Genomic DNA, 18,414 nt, shown 5'->3' on the forward strand with positions numbered 1-18,414 from the left:
ACTTGGGCCAGGCTGACCACGCCGGTCTCGCAGGCCACTCACTGTGGCGCCGACTGGAGCGCGGGCACTCGCATCGGGTGCCGCACGCGCGGCTTGTCGGCCTCGGTGAGGTCGAAGGTGGTGACGCCATTGACGTGCGCCGCGGCGCGCAGCAGTTCGGGGTGCTCCAGCGTGTTGCGGATGTCGCGCAGGCCGGCCTCCCAATGCTCGTCGACCGAGACGCGGGAGAACTCGTAGTCCTTGGAGTCGAGCTCGTAGGGCTTGTCGCGATAGATCAGGTGCACGATCTCGATCGGCTGGTGCGTCAGTTGCGCGCACACCGCAGCCACGCTGGCGTCTTTGCGCAGGGAAGCCGGCAGCTTGGCGATCAGGTCGGCAACGGCCTGCTGCAGGTTCATGTTCGAGGCCAGCGCGTCGGTGTTCATGCGGGTGCGGCTGGAATAGGTGATGTCCTTCTGCCGTTCCAGGGTCTCGGCCAAGGTGCGAGGCATGATGCCGCGAGCACTGAAGAGATCCACCTGCAGCACCAGCAGCGGCTCGGTGCGCGGATGGGTGTCGAGCACGTACTGCAGCGGCGTGTTGGAAACGATGCCGCCATCCCAGTAGTCCTCGCCGTCGATGTGCACGGGTGCGAAGCCGGGCGGCAGCGCGCCGCTGGCCATGATGTGCTCGGGGCCGATGCGCTGCCGGGTGTTGTCGAAATAGACCGAGTTGCCGCTGCGCACGTTGACCGCGCCGACGCTCAAGCGGATGTCGCAATCGTTGATGCGATCGAAGTCCACCAGCCGTTCGAGCGTGGACTTCAGCGGCGAGGTGTCGTAGTAGCTCAGCACCGGCGCCGCGCCGCCGAGCAGCAGCACGGGGTTGTTCCGCGGCTTGAAGAAGCCCGGTACCCCGAACATCGCCGTCGAGTTGGCGCTCCACTGGTTGAAGAGCGCGCGGTCGCCCCAGCCCGGAGGTAGCCGTTGCGCAGGACCCGAGGACAAGAGGTCCCAGAACTCGCGCAGGCGCGCCACGCGCAGCTCTGGCGGATTGCCGGCGATCAGGGCGGCATTGATCGCGCCGATGGAGACGCCGGCGACCCAGTCCAATGCCTTGTGCTTCTCGCACAGCCCCGCATAGACGCCGGCCTGGTAGGCACCGAGCGCGCCTCCGCCCTGCAGCACCAGCGCCTTCCTGGCCGCGGTGATGTCGACGCGGGGAATGGAACGATGCGAGGGGGAACCGTTGGTCTTCTTGCTGGGCGTGATGGTGCGCATGGGCCGATTGGACACCATGCACCGCCCCTCCCGAACCGCGGCGCCTTTACATCTTGGGCAGCAGTTGTCCCCGGATCTCGCCATTCGGATTGGCGGCGGTATGGATGTTGGCGTACCACCGGCCGGCCATCAGGTCGGCGGCCTGGGCCGGAGTCAGGGTGGCCTGGCCTTCGATCGGGCTTGCAGGATTCGCGAAGGGAAGCACCACGCCCGCGTTCGCGCCGGCAGAGGCGGGACCATGGAAATGCGCCGCCGTGGCCGGGCCGCTCAGTCCGGTGTAGCTGATCTTGTACTTGAGGACATTGGTGTCCTTGTTGAGCCACGCTTCGGCCAGGCCGCTGCCGCGCGTCATGTTGGGAGGCACCTCGCTGGCCGCGTTCATGGTGCCGCTGAAGCTCGCCGTGTCGGACCTCGACATCATGCCGCAGCCCGCGAGAGCGGCAGTGGCCACGCCGGTCACGAGGGCGGCGCGCAAGAGGGTGGCAGTTCGGTTCATGAGCGGATCTCCATAGTTGTAGGAGCGGACAGCATAGGCAACGCAGGCTGCCGCACGTGTCGGCCACGAGCGCGTTTTGGTGGGCCGGCGATGGCATCATCCGGCGCATGACGACTGCTCCCCTCCCCTCCCCGCAGGAGGTCGCCGCTTTTTGGCGCGAGGCCGGCCCCTCCCGCTGGTTCACGAAGGACGAGTCCTTCGATGCCGAGTTCAAGGCGCGCTTCGAAGCAGCGCACCACGCCGCCGGCGCCGGTGCCCTCGACGCCTGGGCCCGAGAGCCCGAAGGCGCACTGGCGCTGCTGGTGTTGCTGGACCAGTTCCCGCGCAACGCCTGGCGCGGCAGCGCCCACATGTTCGCTACCGACGGCAAGGCCCGCGCGATTGCGCGCGCAGCCATCGAAGCCGGGCACGACCGGCAGGTCGACGATGTGCTGCGGCCCTTCTTCTACCTGCCGTTCATGCATTCCGAGTCCATTGAAGACCAGGAGCGCTCGGTCGCGCTGAACGCCGCGCTCGACGCCAACACGCAACGCTTTGCGCTGCTGCATCGCGACATCATCGCGCGCTTCGGGCGCTTTCCGCATCGCAATCCGATGCTCGGGCGCGAGACCACGCCGCAGGAGCAGGCCTTCCTGGACCAGGGCGGCTTCGCCGGCTAGCGGCCATTGCGCACAGCCGGCTCGCGCGTGGGCGAAGGCGGGGCGCCTGGCCGCTGCACGTGGCGCAGCGACCCGTACTTGTGCGCATACACCCAGGTGAACTCCGCCCCCAGCAGGAAGATCTGCGCAGAGTAGTAGACCCACACCAGCACCACCACCAGCGAGCCCGCGGCGCCATAGCCCGAGGCCACGCCCGTCTTGCCGATGTACAAGCCGATGAGATGCTTGCCGACCGTGAAGAGAAGCGCCGTCACTGCAGCGCCCACCCACACGTCGCGCCATTGCACCCGCACGCGCGGCATGATCTTGTAGATCAGCGCGAAGGCCACCGTCACCATGACGAAGCTGAAGAGGAAGTTGACCGCCTGCGCCAGGGCGGCCCAGCCGCCGAAGACCGGCGCCCACCACTTGCCCAGCGCCGCCAGTGCCGCGCTCGCCACCAGCGAGACCATCAGCAGGAAGCCGATGCCCATGATCATGCTGAAGGACAGGAGCCGCACGCGCAGCAGATTGAACAAGCCCTTGCCGGTGTCGTGCGCCGGCGCGCGCCAGATGCGGTCGAGCGCATCCTGCAGTTCGCCGAACACGGTGCTCGCGCCGAGCAGCAGCAGCGCGAGGCCGACGACCGTCGCGAAGATGCCTTCCTTCGGCTTGTTGACGGCCTCCAGCATGCCTTGCACCGCCCGCGCGCCCTGCTCGCCCATGAGGCCCGACAGCTGGTTCATGATCTCGCCGCGGGCGGCCTCCTGGCCGAACACCAGGCCCGCGACGGAGATCACGATCAGCAGGAGGGGTGCCACCGAGAACACCGTGTAGTAGGCGAGCGCTGCGCCCATGCTCGGGGCGTAGTCGGCCTTCCATGAAAGAACCGCCTGCTTGAAGAGATCGAGGAGTGCGCGCACCTGCATGCCCGCCAGTGTCGCAGCATGCGCGCGCGAGCGCGTCAGCGCCGTTCCAGCGCTTCCGCCGGACCGGGCTGCGACCATAATCGGGCGCGATGCATCCGGCTCCTCCTCTCGCGGCGCAATTTGATCGACCGCAGCCCCGTTCCGTTGGCGACTTGTTCTTTTCCTTCACCTGGCTGGCGCTGCAGGGCTTCGGCGGCGTGCTTGCCGTCGTGCAGCGCGAGATGGTCGAGAAGAAGCGCTGGCTCACGCCTGACGAGTTCCTCGAGGACTGGGCCGTGGCCCAGGTGCTGCCTGGGCCGAACGTGATCAACCTTGCCCTGATGATCGGTGACCGGCATTTCGGACTGCGCGGCGCGATTGCCGCCGTCGCCGGCATGCTGGCCGTGCCGCTCGGCGTCATCCTGATGCTGGCGCTGCTCTACGCGAACTATGCCGGGAACCCGCAGGTTGCCGGGGCACTGCGCGGCATGGGGGCGGTGGCGGGGGGGCTGATCGCGGCCACCGGCATCAAGCTCATGCCGGCGCTGAAGCGGCATCCGCTGGGCATCGGCGTGTGCCTCGGCATCGTGGCGCTGGTCTTCGGCGCAATCGCGCTCATGCGCATCCCCCTGGGCTGGGTGCTGCTGGTGGTCGGCGGCGCCGCGTGCGTCTGGACCTGGAAGAGGATTGCACCATGAGCATCGCCGGGCCGGGACCCTCATGACCATCGTGATGCACTGGCACGACTGGCTAGGCTTGTTCGGGCAGTACCTGATGCTGTCGATGATGTCGATCAGCGGCGCCATCACGACCGTGCCCGACATGCACCGCTACCTCGTCGACCGGCACGGCTGGCTGACGGACGCGCAGTTCAGCTCCTCGGTCGCGATCGCCCAGGCGGCACCGGGCCCCAACGTGCTCTTCGTCGCGCTGATGGGATGGAACGTCGGCATCAACGCCGGCGGCGGCATCGGCGCCGGCCCTCGGGCCTGGGCGCTGGGCCTGCTCGGCCTCGCCATCACCATGCTCGGCATCATGGTGCCGAGCACCACCCTGACCTATGTCGCAACCCGCTGGGGCCACCGCAACCGCGAGCGGCGCGGGGTCCGTGCCTTCAAGCAGGGCATGGCACCGGTGGTCGTCGGCCTGCTGGTCGCCACCGGCTGGGTGCTGGCGGCAGGTAACCATGGCGGCAACGCGCCCGCGTGGCACCTCTGGCTGCTGAGCGGCGCGGTGGCGTTTATCGTTTGGCGCACCCGCATCCACCTGCTGTGGCTGCTGGCGGCCGGGGCCCTGCTCGGCGCCTTTGGCATCGTCTGATTTCCCTGGAAGAACTCCCATGCAACTTCGCCCACTCGGCCGCTCCGGCCTCGATGTCTCGCCCCTGGCTTTCGGCGGCAATGTCTTCGGCTGGACGGCGGACGAGAAGGTCTCGTTCCGCCTGCTCGATGCCTGGCTCGATGCCGGATTCAACTTCGTCGACACCGCCGACGTCTACTCGCACTGGGTGCCGGGCCACAGCGGTGGCGAGTCGGAAACGATCATCGGCAAGTGGCTCCGCCAGGGCGGCAAGCGCAACCGGGTGGTGCTGGCGACCAAGGTCGGCATGCGCATGGGCGAGGGCAGAAAAGGTCTGTCGCCCGCCTACATCCGCCAGGCCGTGGACGCCTCGCTCAAGCGCCTGCAGACCGACCACATCGACCTCTACCAGTCGCACGAGGACGACGCCGACACGCCGCTGGCCGACACACTGGGTGCCTTCGCCGAGCTGATCAAGGCCGGCAAGGTGCGCGCCATTGGCGCCTCGAACTACAGCGCGCCGCGGCTGGCCGAGGCATTGGACGTGGCCGAGCGCGAGGGCCTGCCGCGCTACGAAAGCCTGCAGCCGCTCTACAACCTGTACGACCGCGCGGTCTTCGAGGAGGCGCTGGAGCCGTTGTGCCTCGAGCGCGGCGTCGGCGTGATCAACTTCTACGCGCTCGCGGCCGGTTTCCTCACCGGCAAGTACCGCAGCGAGGCCGATGCCGCCAAGAGCGCGCGCGGCGCCAGCACGACGAAGAAGTACCTGAACCCGCGCGGGCTGCGCATCCTGGCCGCGCTCGACGAGGTGGCCGCGATGCACCGCGCGACGCCGGGCCAGGTGGCGCTCGCGTGGCAGATCGCCCGGCCGTCCATCACGGCACCGATCGCGAGCGCCACGTCGTTGCAGCAGCTCGAAGAACTGGTCGGCGCGGCGCAGTTGACGCTCGACCCCGAGGCGATCGCGTTGCTCGGAGAAGCGAGCGCCGAAACCGCACGGCACGGGTAGGCGCGCGCCGACACGCGTTGGCGACGCCGCCCCCTGCATTGCCTGCCGACGGATGCGGAGACTGTTTCGATCTTCAACACGGAGAAACAAAACATGTCCTTCGCGCTCTACATGATCGGTTTTCTACTCTTCCTGGCTGGCGTGGCATGGGGCGCTTCGGTCGCCGGCGTCCCGACGCTCTATATCGGAATCGGCGCCCTGATCCTGCTGGGCATCGGCATCTTCAGCGCGGTCGGGCGCACGCGCAGCAAGGATCCTTCCTAGCCTCCTCGCATCGCCGGCGCGGCGAGAGAGAACGCCACGGGCCTGGCTCATGGCTCGCCGTGCCCTGCCCCATCGTCCATCGCCCACCCCCATCGCCTTGGCCCCTCGCCTTCCGCACCACGAACGCGGACGCGGCCCCTTGAAATCCCTCGCAGGCGCTCCTAATTCCTCCCCCGGAAGCGCCGGAAGCGTCTCCGGCGCTCCATCTGGTTCAACCGAATGGAGGTTTTCGCCATGTATCGATCCTTGTTTCCACGCGACCTGTTCGCCGAGATGGATCGCCTGCAACGCGAAATGCAGCAGGCCTTCGATCTGTCACCCAGCATCCGGGGTCTGGGACGCGGCGGGTTCCCCGCACTGAATGTCGGCGGCACGCCGCAGACGATCGAGATCTACGCCTTCGCCCCTGGCCTCGATCCGGCCAAGATCGACATCCAGCTCGACCGCGGTCTCTTGACGGTGTCCGGCGAGCGCCCGTCCACCCTGCCGTCGTCGGAGGACTCGAAGTCCACCGTGCACATCAACGAGCGCTTCGCAGGCAGTTTCCGGCGCATGCTGACCCTGCCGGACGATGCCGACCCGGAGGCGATCAAGGCCGACTATCGCGATGGCGTCCTGCACGTCACCGTCCAGCGGCGTGCGTCCGCGCAGCCGCGCCGCATCACGATCCAATGAAAGGAGCAGCGACATGAACGACGTTGACACTGTTCGCTCGAACACCCCCTCCACCGACGCCCGGAAAGACAGGCCGGGCTACGGCCAAGCGGCGCTGACGCCGCCCGTCGACGTGGTGGAGGACGCCACCGGCATCACGCTGTATGCAGACCTTCCCGGCGTTTCGAAGGAGAAGCTCCATCTGCAGGTGGAGTCCGACACGCTCACCATCGATGCAGAATCGAATCTGAGCGTGCCGGAGAAGCTGCAGTCGAGCCACACGGAGGTCGGCCTCGCGCGCTTTCACCGAGTCTTCACCTTGAGCAAGGAGCTCGACACCGGGAAGGTTTCGGCCGAGCTGGCACGCGGTGTGCTGAGCCTGCGCATCCCCAAGGTGGCCCAGGCACAGCCGAGGCGCATCGAGGTCGAAGTGAACTGACGGGCGGGGCTTCGCTCCCTCCGGGCGCAAGGACCACCCGGAGGGAGCCCCCGAGGGTTAAGCTGTCGTCCGGATCCGTGGTCAGAAAAAAGCGGAGCGAGGAATGCAGGCAATGAACGATGACGGCGAGGTCAAGCGCTTCGTTTACGAGGCGTGGGAGGTCCGCGTGTGGCTGAACGAAGTAAAAGTCGAAGGGCAGTCCTCCGGCCACGCGGATCTGTGGCGCGATGGAGAGCACAAGTGCCGCGTTGCCTTGACCGGCCGCTTTGACGACGCCGCGAGTGCCTCCGACGCGCTGGAGCGCAAGGCGAAGGCCTGGGTCGACGACTGGAAGGCACGCGATCACTCGGGCGAGACCGGCTTCGCCAGCCTGTGATCAGCCCGCGCTGCGCTGCCGCATTGCCTCGTAGAGGCACACACCGCTCGCCACCGAGACGTTGAGGCTTTCGACTGCCCCCGCCATCGGGATGCGCACCAGTTCATCGCAGGTCTTGCGGGTGAGCTGGCGCATGCCCTCGCCCTCGGCGCCCAGCACCAGCGCCAGGGGCCGCCGGAAATCGCTCTGGTAGAGCGTCCTGGGCGCATCGTCGCTGGTGCCCACGCACCAGATGTTGCGCTCCTTCAGCTCGTTCAGTGTGCGCGCCAGGTTGGTCACCATGAAGTAGGGCACGGTCTCGGCGGCGCCGCTCGCAACCTTGGCCACGGTGGCGTTGATGCCCGCGGCATGGTCCTTGGGGGCGACCACCGCATGCACGCCGGCGCCGTCGGCGACGCGCAGGCAGGCACCGAGGTTGTGCGGATCGGTGACGCCGTCGAGCACCAGCAGCAGCGGCATCGTGCCGCCAGCCTCTAGGTCTTCGAGCAGTTCATCGAGAGAACGCGTCTGGGCGATCGGCTGTACCCGCGCCGCGACGCCCTGGTGGCCATGGCTGCCGCTGAGCTTGGCGAGGCGCAAGCCGTCGGCCTCGATCAGGCGCACGCCGGCCTCCTGCGCGCGAGTGACGAACTGGCGCATGCGCGCATCGCGCCGGCTGGCGTCGAACAACACTTCGATCACCGATTGCGGCGCGGTCTTGATGCGCACGCCCACGGCGTGGAAGCCGAAGATCACTTTGGGAGAAGACATGGCGGGGATTATCGAGCCCGCCCCGCGGGCGGTCCTAGACGCCCTGGTCGTCGAAGCCCACGCGCCCTGCCTCGATGGTGATGCGCCGCTCGCACCGGTCGGCGATCCCGCGGTCGTGCGTGACCAGCACGAGCGTGGTGCCGAGTTCGCGGTTGAGGTCGAACATCAAGCGCATCACCTGCTCGCCGGTGGCAAAGTCCAGGCTTCCGGTGGGCTCGTCCGCCAGCAGCAGCGCTGGCTGGACCACGAAGGCGCGGGCCAGCGCAACGCGCTGTTGCTCGCCGCCGGACAGGACCTTGGGGTAGTGGTTGAGGCGCTGGGCGAGGCCGACGCGCCCCAGCATTTCGGTCGCGGCCTTGCGCGCGTCGCGACGGTCGGCCAGCTCGAGCGGCAGCATCACGTTCTCGAGGGCGCTGAGATTGCCCAGCAGCTGGAAGCTCTGGAACACGAAGCCGACCTTGCGGGCCCTGAGTGCGGCACGCTCGTCTTCGTCGATGGCGAACAGGTCCTCGCCGGCCAGCTTGACGGTGCCTCGCGTCGGCGTGTCCAGTCCGGCGACGATCGACAGCAGCGTGCTCTTGCCCGAGCCGGAGGCGCCGACGATGGCCGCGGTCTCGCGCTCGCCCAATGTGAAGTCGATGTCCTGCAGAATATCCAGCGTGCCGGCGGAGTCGGTGACCGACTTGAAAACATGTTCGACGGCGACAATGGCTGCGGGTGGGATCGAGGACATTGAAAAGGGTTTGCGCGTGGTGAATCGACGTCACTTTATCTTGACCGGCACCATGGCCGGTTTCGCGGGGCATTGGCCGATCGCCCAGGCCCAGTCCCATGCCGGCCGCAAGGCGGTGATCCTGGTCGTCGGGGACTCGCTTTCCGCCGAGTACGGCCTCAAGCGCGGCGAGGGCTGGGTCCCCTTGCTCGAGAAGCGGCTGGCCGAACAGAAGATCGACGCCACGGTCGTCAATGCCAGCATCAGCGGCGACACCACGGCCGGCGGCCGGGCGCGATTGGCGGGGCTGCTGTCGCAGCACAAGCCGACCCACGTGGTGCTCGAGCTGGGTGGCAACGATGCTCTGCGCGGGCTGCCGCTCGCGGGTACCGAGGACAACCTCACCCAGATGACCAAGGCGGCACACGCCGCCGGTGCCCAGGTGCTGATCGTCGGCATCCAGGTGCCTCCGAACTATGGCAGCGACTACACGCGGCGCTTCGAAGCCATCTTCGCCAAGGTGGCCAGCAACACCAAGGCGGCGTTGGCACCCTTTCTGCTGAAAGGCGTGGCCGATGGTGCCGATGCGGCGACGCTGTTCCAGCCCGATCGCATCCATCCCACCGCCGCTGCTCAGCCACGCATGCTGGACAACGTGTGGCCGGCGCTGCGCAAGCTGCTTTCGCTGAAGTGAGAGTCAAGCGACGGCCATGAAAAAAGCCGCTGCAGGCATCGCTTGCGGCGGCTTTTTTCCACTGATCGGGGTGCCGAGCGGTGTCGGAGCGGCTCAGCCGTCCTTGGTTGGCAGATCCGGCACGGTAGGCGGATCGCGTTCCAGCGAGGCGACATCGGTCTCGGGGTCGCCCGGCGCGAGGCCTTCGCTGCTGGGGTTCAGCTTGCGAGCTGCCTTTTCGCGCGCCTTTTCTTCTTTCTTCTTCCTCTTGGCCAACTCCTTCTGACGCTTCTCGTAGCCGTAGTTCGGTGTTGCCACGTTTACTCCTTCCTGAAAGGCAGTCCCGGTGACTGCGCGTTCCCCACTGTACGCGATAACCGGGCGGTTTCAGAGCGCCGCGAGTGCCTGCTCCAGGTCGGCGCGCAGGTCCTCGGCCTCCTCGAGTCCGACCGAGCAGCGCACCAGCGTGCCCTTGTGCGGCCAGTGCGAGACGCCGGAGTCGCGCATCAGGCCGATGTCGTAGGGCACGACCAGGCTGATCGGTCCGCCCCAGGAATAGCCGAGGCGAAAGAGCTTCAGGCTGTCGCAGAAACGGTCGACCTGCGCTGCGCTGTAGCGATCGTCGAACACCACCGAGAACAGGCCGGCCGCCAGGTCGGTGGCGCCGCACAGCCGCAGCCAGTGCGCATGGCCCGGCGAGCTTTCGAGCGCGGGATGCAGCACCTGCGCGATCTCGGCGCGGTCAGCGAGCCAGCGGGCCAGCTCGCGTGCACTGCGGTCGTGCGCCTCGTACCGCAGCGCGATGGTGGGCAGCGAGCGAAGCAGCGTCTCCACGTCGCCGACACCGACGCCGAAGCCCATGCGCATGTGGCTGAGCTTGAGGGCGCGGTGCAGCCGATCGTCGCGGGTGACGACACTGCCCATCAGCAGGTCGCCGCCGCCGCTCGGATACTTGGTGAGCGCCTGGATCGAGATATCGACGCCCTGCCCGCTGCCGTGGAAGTCGAAAGGGGCGAAGGCAAGGCCCGCGCCCCAGGTGTTGTCCAGGGCCGTGAGCACGCCGCGGGCGCGGCAGGCCGCCACCAGCGCCGGAAGGTCCGGGAACTCCATCGTGACCGAGCCTGCCGCCTCCAACCACACGAGCCGGGTTCGCTCGGAAAGCTTGGCCGCGAGATCGCCCGGATTCATCGGGTCGTAGAGTCGGTGCGTGATGCCGAAGTTGGCGAGCTCGCCGGTGCATAGCGCCTTGCTCGGGCCATAGGCGTTGTCGGGCAGGAGCACCTCGTCGCCGGTCTTCAGGAAGGCGAATGCCACGAGCGCAATCGCCGCCAGGCCGCTGGGTGCCAACAGGCATTCGGTGCCGCCTTCCAGCGTGGCCAGCCGCTCCTCGAGCGTGAAGGTGGTCGGCGTGCCGTGCAGGCCGTAGGTGTAGCCGGCCTTGGTCTTCCAGTCGCGGGCGCGCATGGCCGCGACATCGGCGAAGAACACAGTCGACGCCTTGTAGACGCCTGGCTGCGGCGCGGCGAAATTCGCAGGGGGCTTGTAGGGGTGGTGGATCAGGTCGGTGATGGACTTGGGCATGCCGCCATGCTAGTCGACGCCTGCCCGCCGCACGCGCCCCACGATCAAGCGGCGAGACCTTGGCGTCTTCAGACCGACCACTTCTCGATCAGCTTCTCTGCACCGAGCGAGTCATAGCCCTCGAAGGGCTGGTGGATCCAGGGATTGGTGGGCAGGTACTCGACCGAGTAGTCGGGCGTGAAGGTCGACAGCGCCTTGGTCCAGATGACGGCGCTGCGCAGCTCGGTGATCGGCGAGTAGTTGCTCTTGAGCATCTCCACCACCGCGTGCAGCGTATGGCCGGAGTCCGCCAGGTCGTCCACCAGCAGTACGCGGCCGGCGATCTCGCCCTTGGGCGTCGTGATGTAGCGCGCGATGTCGAGGTGGCCCTGGATCGTGCCGGCATCCGCCCGGTAGGAACTGGTCGACATGATGGCCAGCGGCTTGTCGAAGATGCGCGACAGCACGTCGCCAGGCCGCATGCCGCCGCGCGCCAGGCACAGGATGGTATCGAACTGCCAGCCCGACTGGTGCACCTTGATCGCGAGCTTTTCGATCAGGTTGTGGTACTCGTCATAGCTCACGTAAAGGTGTTTGCCGTCTTCAGTCAGCATGGGAAGCGATCTCCTCTGGGTCGGTCGTTCGTTGTTCAATCTGCAAGGTACGGGTGCCGCATCATGATCGTGTGATCGCGGTCCGGGCTCGTCGACACCATGTGGATCGGCACGCCGGTGACCTGCTCGATGCGCTGCAGGTAGAGCCGGGCGTTGACCGGCAGCTTGTCGTACTGCGTGACGCCGACGGTGCTCTCGGTCCAGCCTTCGAGCTTTTCGTAGATGGGGGTGCAGCGCTCGATCTCGTCGGCGCCCAGCGGCAGGATGTCGGTGTACTCGCCGTCCAGCTCGTAGCCGGTGCACAGCTGCAGCTCCTTCAGGCCGTCCAGCACGTCCAGCTTGGTGATGCACAGGCCGGAGAGCCCGTTGACCTGCGCTGAGCGCTTGAGCAGCGCGGCGTCGAACCAGCCGCAGCGGCGGCTGCGGCCGGTGGTCACGCCCTTCTCGGCGCCGACGGTGCTCAGGTGGTAGCCGACGGTGCCGGGCTTGTCCCATTCGAGCTCGGTCGGGAAGGGCCCGCCGCCGACGCGCGTGCAGTACGCCTTGGTGATGCCGAGGATGTAGTGCAGCATGCCGGGACCGACACCCGCGCCGGCCGCTGCGTTGCCGGCAACGCAATTGCTGGAGGTCACGTAGGGGTAGGTGCCATGGTCCACATCCAGCAATGTGCCCTGCGCGCCTTCGAACAGAAGGTTGGCGCCCGCGCGATGAGCGTCGTTGAGCTCGCGCGAGACGTCGGCCATCATGGGTTTGAGCAGCTCTGCGTGGCGCATCGCCTCGTCATAGACGGGATCGAACTCGATCGCGGGCGCACCCAGCACCTGGGTGAGTACGTGGTTGTGCAGCTCGAGCAGCACGCGCAGCTTGGCAGCGAAGCGCTCCGGGTGCTTGAGGTCCTGCACGCGCAGGGCACGCCGAGCGATCTTGTCCTCGTACGCCGGGCCGATGCCGCGGCCGGTGGTGCCGATCTTCTCGATGCCGCCCTTCTCGCGGTAGGCTTCGCGCGCAATGTCCAGCGCCGCATGCACGGGCAGGATCAGCGGGCAGGCCTCGCTGATGCGCAGGCGCGAACGGACCTCGACACCCGCTTTCTCCAGCCCCGCGATCTCCTCGAAGAGCTTGGCCGGCGACAGCACCACGCCATTGCCGATGTAGCACTTGACACCGGGCCTCATGATGCCGCTGGGGATCAGGTGCAGCGCCGTCTTCACGCCGTTGATGACCAGCGTGTGGCCCGCGTTGTGACCGCCCTGGAAACGCACGACCCCCTGCGCGCTCTCGGTCAGCCAGTCGACCAGTTTGCCCTTGCCTTCATCGCCCCATTGGGTGCCGACGACGACGACGTTTCGTCCGGTGGTAACGCTCATGATGCTTCGCTTTTCAGATTCAGATGGCTTGGACTTTCCACTGCCCGGCGCGCTCGATCAGCTCGCGGTCGCAGTGGAATTCGTCGATCTCGCTCTCGTGACCGGGCAGAACGCAGACCACGGTCTCGCCCCGGCTGCGCAGGGCCGCGATGGTCTCGCCGAGGCCCGGGGCGTCGCTCCATGGCGCGCGGATCGCGGCGCGAAGGGGCCGGACGGGCAGCACGCCCACCAGCCCACGCACGTCGAGGCTGAAGCCGACGGCCGGGCGATTGCGCCCGAACACCGCGCCCACCTCGTCGTAGCGCCCGCCACGTACCAGCGCGTCGCTCGCGCCCTCGGTGTAAATGCCGAAACGCATGCCGCTGTAGTAGGCATAACCGCGCAGGTCGGCCAGGTCGAAGCTCACGCGGGCGCCATCCAGCCGCCGTGCCAGTTGCTTGAGGTCGGCGAGTGCCTGGCGCATGCCGGCCGTGTCGGGCAGGGTCTTGGCCGCTTCGTCGAGCACCGCGGCATCGCCATAAAGATGCACCAGCGCGAGCAGGCCCTCCCGCGAGACGGCAGGAAAGCCCGCGGTGAGCTCGCGCAGGCTGCTCGCGTCCTTGGCGGCCAGGGCGGCATGGACGCGCGCAATGGCGTCCGAGTCGACCGGCACGCCGGCGAGCAGCGCACGCACGATGCGCGCATCGGCCAGGTCGACGATGACGGAATTCCTGACGTCGGCCGCACGAAGGCAGTCGAGCGCGAGGCGCAGCACCTCGGTGTCGGCTTCGAGCCCGCCATGGCCGTAGATCTCAGCGCCGAACTGGAGCGGCTCGCGGGTCGCGTGCGGACGGTCGGGCCGGGTGTGCACCACCGGCCCGCAATAGCAGAGGCGGGCCACGCCGTGGCGATTGAGCAGGTGGGCGTCGATACGCGCGACCTGCGGCGTTGTGTCGGCACGCAGACCCATGCTGCGCCCGGAGAGCTGATCGACCAGCTTGAAGGTCTGCAGGTCCAGCGCCTCTCCGGTGCCGGACAGCAGGGATTCCAGGTGCTCGAGGAGCGGCGGCATCACGAGTTCGTAGCCGTAGCCACGGGCCGTGTCGAGCAACTGGCGTCGAAGTTCTTCGATGTGACGCGCCTCGGAGGGCAGCACATCGGCAATGTGATCCGGGAGGACCCAGGCGGACATGGGGAGCGGGGGCGTGGTTAAAACCGGATTCTACCGGGCCACCGGAGCCCGTTCGCCCGCGGAGGACCGGGGACTCAGGCCAGGACCCAGAGCAGGAAGAGCCCCAGCAAGATGCTGCACAAGCCGAAGAAGCGCAGCTGCCCGTCCCGCAGCTGCATGAGCTGGCCAAAGCCGCGCCGCCAGCCGCCGGGCGACACGAAGGGCAGGAGCCCCTCGATCACCAGCACGAGTGCCAGTGCGCTCCAGAACGTCTCTGCGCTCACGCCCGAACGCTGCGCCTAGCGCCGCCCCGCCGCCGCTGCTGTGCCACCCGAGCTCTGCATCGCCCGGAAGAAGTCCGACGAGGGGTCCAGGACCATCACGTCGCTCTTCTTGTTGAAGCTCTGCTTGTAGGCATCGAGGCTGCGGTAGAACTGCGCGAACTGCGGGTCGCGGCCGAAGGCCTCGGCATAGGCCGACGCGGCGCGGGCATCGCCCTCGCCCTTGATCTTCTGGGCGTCGCGGTAGGCATTGGCAACGATCACCTCGCGCTGCCGGTCGGCGTCAGCGCGGATCTTCTCGCCTTCGGCGAAGCCGGTCGAGCGCAGTTCGTTCGCCACGCGCTTGCGCTCGGCCTCCATGCGGCGGTAGACCGATTCGGTGATCGCCTCGACATAGTCGACACGCGTGACGCGCACATCGATGATGTCGATGCCCCAGGGCTTCGCGCCCTTCACCACCGCGAGCATCTCGCGCTGCACGTCGTTCATGAGGGCCTCACGCCGGGTGGAGATCAGGTCGCGCACCGTGCGCTTGTTGACGTTCTCCTGGAAGGCGTTGCGCACCACGCGGTTGAGTTGCACGGCGCCCGCGTTCTCGTCGAGGCCGACGTTGCGGATGTATTCCGAAGGGTTGGTGATGCGCCAGCGCACGTACCAGTCGACCACCACGCGCTGCTTCTCGAGCGTGAGCATGGGCTCGGGATCGAGGCTGGACAGGGTGAGCAGGCGCTTGTCGATGTACGACACGTTCTGGAAAGGCGGCGGCAGCTTGAAATTCAAGCCGGGCTCGGTGATCACTTCCTTGATCTGGCCGAGGGCATAGACGACGCCGAACTGGCGTTGGTCGACCACGAAGAGCGTGGAGCTCAGGAGCGCCAGCGCCACAAGGATCGACGATACGATGAAGCCTAGTCTGTTCATGCTGTGTTGCTCCTCAGCGCACGTCGCGGTCGCGCGAGCGGCCATCGCGTGCACGCGCATCGCCCGGGGGGACGACGGGGATCACCGAGGACTGGGGCGGCGCCGTGCCGGCCACGTTCGGGTTGGCGCCATCGGCGGGCGCGCCGGCCCCGCTCTGGCCGGACATCTGCATCAGCTTGTCGATCGGCAGGTAGAGGAGGTTCGATCCCTGCTTGGAATCGACCAGCACCTTGGTCGTATTGCTGTAGATCTGCTGCATGGCATCGGTGTACATGCGGTCGCGCGTGACCTGGGGCGCCCGCTGGTACTCGGCGAGCACCGAGCTGAAGCGCTGCGCGTCGCCCTGCGCCTGCGCGATGATCCGCGCCTTGTACGCTTCCGACTCCTCCTTCAGCCGCGAGGCGGTACCGGTGGCGCGCGGCACCACATCGTTGGCATAGGCCTGCGCCTCGTTCTTGGCGCGCTCGCGTTCCTGGCCAGCCTTGAGCACGTCGTCGAAGGCGGCTTGCACCTGTTCCGGTGGACGCAGCCCGCCCTGCTGCAGGTTGATGCCCACCACCTCGATGCCCACCTTGTAGCGGTCCAGGATGGTCTGCATCAGTGTGCGCACGCGTGGGGCGATCTGGTCGCGTTCCTCGGCGAGCGCCGCATCCATCTTCATCTTGCCGACCACCTCGCGAACCGCGGTCTCGGCCACCTGCACCACGGTGTCGGTCGGCGTCTTGCTCTCGTAAAGGTATGCACGGGCGTCGCTCAGGCGGTACTGCACGGCGAACTTGATCTCGACGATGTTCTCGTCTTCGGTCAGCATGGCCGACTCGCGCAGACCGGTCGAGCGCACGATCGAGTCACGGCCGACGTCGATCGAGCGGATTTGCGTCACGACCACGATCTCGTGGCGCTGGATCGGGTATGGCAGCCGCCAGTTGAAGCCCGCGCCCACGGTGGTCTTGTAGCGGCCGAACTGCGTGATCACGGCCTGCTGGCCTTCATTGACGATGAAGAAGCCGGTGCCCAGCCAGATCAGCACGGCGACCGCCGCTACCAGGCCCAGGCCGACCCCGGCATTCTTCATGTCGGGCTTGAGGCCGTTGCCGCCATTGCCCCCGTTCGGACGGCCGCCGTTGCCGCCGCGCCCGCCGCCGAACAGGCCACCGAGCTTGCGGTTGAAGTCGCGCCAGAGCTCGTCGAGGTCAGGCGGGCCCTGATTGGGCCCCTGGCCGCGCGGTCGGTTGCTATTGCCGGAAGATCCGGAGTCGTCGTCGGGACGATTGGCATTGGGACGATCCCCGTTCGAGGACGGCTCGTCGCCGCGGCCCCAACGTCCATCATTCAGGTTGAACATGTCCTGAAATCGTCTCCACACTGGCTTTGCATTCATTCGGTCTCTTCTCTGGTCAGTGAGGCGATTGTGCCAAGCCGTCGGGAGGACCGTGCAATTCGGCGTCCGACTCTGGGGTCATGGCCCCGCTCACCGAAGGCGCGCGCCGCCCGAGCTCGGCCCGCAGCGCTGCCACGCCCTCGCCCGTGTGGGCGCTCAGGAACATGCGCGGCACCTGCACGCCATCGACTTCGATCTCGTCAACGAGCGACAGGGGCCGTTGCGTGTCGTCGAGGGCATCGAGCTTGTTGAAGACCAGGAGCTGCGGCACCGTGTCGGCGCCGATCTCCCGCAGCACCGACTGCACCTCGCCCATCTGCTCCGGATGGTGCGGGTTGGAAGCATCCACCACGTGCAGCAGCAGATCGGCATCGACGGCTTCCTGCAAGGTGGCCTTGAAGGCGTCGATCAGCCCGTGCGGCAGCTCGCGGATGAAGCCCACCGTGTCGGAGATCGACACCTTTCGCCGTGCATCGCCGAGATACAGGTGCCGTGTCGTGGTGTCGAGCGTGGCGAACAGCTGGTCGGCTGCATAGGCGCGCGCCTTCACCAACGCATTGAACAGCGAGGACTTGCCGGCGTTGGTGTAGCCGACCAGCGAGATGTTGAAGGTGTCGCGCCGCTCACGCTGGCGGCGCTGGGTGCCGCGCTGGCGCTGCACTTTGGCGAGCCGTTCGCGGGTGCGCCGGATGGCATCGCCGATCATGCGGCGGTCGAGCTCGATCTGGGTCTCGCCCGGACCACCGCGCGCACCGATGCCGCCACGCTGGCGCTCCAGGTGAGACCAGCGGCGCACCAGGTGCGTGCTGAGGTATTGCAACCGCGCCAGCTCGACCTGCAGCTTGCCCTCGTGGGAGCGCGCGCGCTGGGCGAAGATCTCGAGAATCAGGAAGGTGCGGTCGTACACCGCCACGCCGAGCTGACGCTCGAGGTTGCGTTGCTGCGCCGGGCTCAGTGCCTGATCGAAGATCACCTCGCTGGCGCCGTGCAGTTCGGCCAACTCGCGGATCTCGGTGGCCTTGCCGCTGCCGACGAACAGGGCCGCATCGGGGGCCCGGCGCTTGGCGACCAGGCGCGCGACCGGCGCAAGGCCCGCTGTTTGCGCGAGCAGTCCGAGTTCCTCGAGTTCACCGTCGAAATGGGGCAACCCGAAATCGACGCCGACGAGGATGACGGCGCCGTCTTTCCGGGAATTCAGTTCAGACAAGCGGAATCAACTGGGAAAAAGCGCGGCGGGCGAGCCGCCGCGCTCCGTGCACTCAGGCAGCAGCTTCGTCGTTCTCGGTCGCCGAGAAGTTGACTGCCCGACCTGGCACGATGGTAGAGATGGCATGCTTGTAGACCATCTGGGTCACCGTATTGCGAAGCAACACGACGTATTGATCGAAAGACTCGATCTGCCCTTGCAGCTTGATGCCGTTGACCAAATAGATGGAAACCGGCACGTGCTCTCGACGCAAGGTATTCAGAAAGGGGTCTTGTAGAAGTTGCCCTTTATTGCTCACGATATTCTCCGTGTTCAAGAGTAGTTGTTGGAGCGGTCACCTTAACACAGCACTTCCGCACTGCAGCACGAAACCTGAATGGCCCGCGAAAAATAACGGCACTGGAGGAAAGACGGAACTTCGGCCGGCCGCACGGCTCGTGCCGCCCGGCACGCCCC

The 18,414-nt window shown here is 67.2% G+C and carries 24 protein-coding genes; 9 read left to right on the top strand and 15 right to left on the bottom strand.

Going from position 1 to position 18,414, the window contains the following annotated elements; all coding sequences use genetic code 11:
- Positions 1-38: 38 nt before the first annotated feature.
- Positions 39-1,277, bottom strand: a complete 1,239-nt coding sequence (locus G3W89_RS19030; protein WP_232076629.1) for a patatin-like phospholipase family protein — start codon at positions 1,275-1,277, stop codon at positions 39-41.
- Positions 1,278-1,305: 28 nt separating this feature from the next.
- On the bottom strand, positions 1,306-1,755 hold the full coding sequence (locus G3W89_RS19035) for a CHRD domain-containing protein (RefSeq protein WP_162575645.1): 450 nt from the start codon (positions 1,753-1,755) through the stop codon (positions 1,306-1,308).
- Between the two features lie 107 nt (positions 1,756-1,862).
- Between G3W89_RS19035 and G3W89_RS19040 the strand changes: the two genes are divergently transcribed.
- The gene (locus G3W89_RS19040) at positions 1,863-2,414 is read left to right on the top strand and encodes a DUF924 family protein (RefSeq protein ID WP_162575646.1); all 552 of its coding nucleotides are present in this window, start codon (positions 1,863-1,865) and stop codon (positions 2,412-2,414) included.
- Here G3W89_RS19040 and G3W89_RS19045 read toward each other — a convergent pair.
- On the bottom strand, positions 2,411-3,322 hold the full coding sequence (locus tag G3W89_RS19045; RefSeq protein WP_162577549.1) for a YihY/virulence factor BrkB family protein: 912 nt from the start codon (positions 3,320-3,322) through the stop codon (positions 2,411-2,413). The two genes, G3W89_RS19040 and G3W89_RS19045, sit on opposite strands and share 4 nt — an antisense overlap.
- Before the next feature lie 89 nt (positions 3,323-3,411).
- On the opposite strand from G3W89_RS19045, the gene G3W89_RS19050 reads away from it, so the two are divergent.
- The 7 genes from G3W89_RS19050 (at position 3,412) to G3W89_RS19080 (ending at position 7,342) form a co-directional block, all read left to right on the top strand.
- Positions 3,412-3,999, top strand: coding sequence for a chromate transporter (locus G3W89_RS19050; protein WP_162575647.1), 588 nt, complete (start codon positions 3,412-3,414; stop codon positions 3,997-3,999).
- Positions 4,000-4,021: 22 nt separating this feature from the next.
- Entirely contained in the window at positions 4,022-4,621 is a 600-nt protein-coding gene (locus tag G3W89_RS19055) for a chromate transporter (RefSeq protein WP_162575648.1), read from the top strand.
- Positions 4,622-4,640: 19 nt separating this feature from the next.
- Positions 4,641-5,609 carry an aldo/keto reductase gene (locus tag G3W89_RS19060; RefSeq protein WP_162575649.1) on the top strand — a complete coding sequence of 323 codons (969 nt, stop codon included), beginning with the start codon at positions 4,641-4,643 and terminating at the stop codon, positions 5,607-5,609.
- 93 nt (positions 5,610-5,702) lie between these two features.
- The gene (locus tag G3W89_RS19065; RefSeq protein WP_162575650.1) at positions 5,703-5,873 is read left to right on the top strand and encodes a SoxR reducing system RseC family protein; all 171 of its coding nucleotides are present in this window, start codon (positions 5,703-5,705) and stop codon (positions 5,871-5,873) included.
- A gap of 234 nt (positions 5,874-6,107) precedes the next feature.
- Entirely contained in the window at positions 6,108-6,548 is a 441-nt protein-coding gene (locus G3W89_RS19070; RefSeq protein WP_162577550.1) for an Hsp20/alpha crystallin family protein, read from the top strand.
- Between the two features lie 13 nt (positions 6,549-6,561).
- Entirely contained in the window at positions 6,562-6,966 is a 405-nt protein-coding gene (locus G3W89_RS19075; RefSeq protein ID WP_162575651.1) for an Hsp20/alpha crystallin family protein, read from the top strand.
- A gap of 112 nt (positions 6,967-7,078) precedes the next feature.
- The gene (locus tag G3W89_RS19080; protein ID WP_162575652.1) at positions 7,079-7,342 is read left to right on the top strand and encodes a hypothetical protein; all 264 of its coding nucleotides are present in this window, start codon (positions 7,079-7,081) and stop codon (positions 7,340-7,342) included.
- Here the strand turns inward: G3W89_RS19080 and rlmB are convergent, their stop codons facing one another.
- A complete protein-coding gene (gene rlmB, locus G3W89_RS19085; protein ID WP_162575653.1) occupies positions 7,343-8,092 on the bottom strand; it encodes a 23S rRNA (guanosine(2251)-2'-O)-methyltransferase RlmB in 750 nt (249 codons plus the stop codon).
- Positions 8,093-8,126: 34 nt separating this feature from the next.
- The gene (locus G3W89_RS19090) at positions 8,127-8,825 is read right to left on the bottom strand and encodes an ABC transporter ATP-binding protein (protein ID WP_162575654.1); all 699 of its coding nucleotides are present in this window, start codon (positions 8,823-8,825) and stop codon (positions 8,127-8,129) included.
- Between the two features lie 52 nt (positions 8,826-8,877).
- On the opposite strand from G3W89_RS19090, the gene G3W89_RS19095 reads away from it, so the two are divergent.
- A complete protein-coding gene (locus G3W89_RS19095; protein ID WP_162575655.1) occupies positions 8,878-9,498 on the top strand; it encodes an arylesterase in 621 nt (206 codons plus the stop codon).
- 93 nt (positions 9,499-9,591) lie between these two features.
- Here G3W89_RS19095 and G3W89_RS19100 read toward each other — a convergent pair whose 3' ends face one another.
- The 10 genes from G3W89_RS19100 to hfq form a co-directional block, all read right to left on the bottom strand.
- Entirely contained in the window at positions 9,592-9,795 is a 204-nt protein-coding gene (locus G3W89_RS19100; RefSeq protein WP_162575656.1) for a hypothetical protein, read from the bottom strand.
- Positions 9,796-9,864: 69 nt separating this feature from the next.
- The gene (locus G3W89_RS19105; protein ID WP_162575657.1) at positions 9,865-11,058 is read right to left on the bottom strand and encodes a cystathionine beta-lyase; all 1,194 of its coding nucleotides are present in this window, start codon (positions 11,056-11,058) and stop codon (positions 9,865-9,867) included.
- Positions 11,059-11,126: 68 nt separating this feature from the next.
- Positions 11,127-11,651, bottom strand: coding sequence for a phosphoribosyltransferase (locus G3W89_RS19110; RefSeq protein WP_162575658.1), 525 nt, complete (start codon positions 11,649-11,651; stop codon positions 11,127-11,129).
- A 35-nt stretch (positions 11,652-11,686) separates the two neighbouring features.
- Positions 11,687-13,018: an adenylosuccinate synthase gene (locus tag G3W89_RS19115; RefSeq protein WP_162575659.1), complete on the bottom strand. Its 1,332-nt coding sequence runs from the start codon at positions 13,016-13,018 to the stop codon at positions 11,687-11,689.
- A gap of 19 nt (positions 13,019-13,037) precedes the next feature.
- The gene (locus G3W89_RS19120) at positions 13,038-14,189 is read right to left on the bottom strand and encodes an ATP phosphoribosyltransferase regulatory subunit (RefSeq protein ID WP_162575660.1); all 1,152 of its coding nucleotides are present in this window, start codon (positions 14,187-14,189) and stop codon (positions 13,038-13,040) included.
- 74 nt (positions 14,190-14,263) lie between these two features.
- Complete coding sequence (locus G3W89_RS19125; protein ID WP_068685938.1) at positions 14,264-14,452, bottom strand: DUF2065 domain-containing protein; 189 nt, start codon at positions 14,450-14,452, stop codon at positions 14,264-14,266.
- Positions 14,453-14,467: 15 nt separating this feature from the next.
- Positions 14,468-15,370 (bottom strand): protease modulator HflC, encoded by a 903-nt coding sequence (gene hflC / locus G3W89_RS19130; RefSeq protein WP_162575661.1) that lies wholly within the window; start codon positions 15,368-15,370, stop codon positions 14,468-14,470.
- 13 nt (positions 15,371-15,383) lie between these two features.
- Positions 15,384-16,715: an FtsH protease activity modulator HflK gene (hflK, locus tag G3W89_RS19135; RefSeq protein WP_162575662.1), complete on the bottom strand. Its 1,332-nt coding sequence runs from the start codon at positions 16,713-16,715 to the stop codon at positions 15,384-15,386.
- A gap of 52 nt (positions 16,716-16,767) precedes the next feature.
- A complete protein-coding gene (gene hflX, locus G3W89_RS19140) occupies positions 16,768-17,958 on the bottom strand; it encodes a GTPase HflX (protein ID WP_162575663.1) in 1,191 nt (396 codons plus the stop codon).
- A gap of 52 nt (positions 17,959-18,010) precedes the next feature.
- Positions 18,011-18,256 carry an RNA chaperone Hfq gene (gene hfq / locus G3W89_RS19145; RefSeq protein ID WP_162575664.1) on the bottom strand — a complete coding sequence of 82 codons (246 nt, stop codon included), beginning with the start codon at positions 18,254-18,256 and terminating at the stop codon, positions 18,011-18,013.
- Positions 18,257-18,414 lie beyond the last annotated feature (158 nt).

It is taken from the genome of Variovorax sp. PBL-H6 (assembly GCF_901827155.1).
Lineage (GTDB): Bacteria > Pseudomonadota > Gammaproteobacteria > Burkholderiales > Burkholderiaceae_C > Variovorax.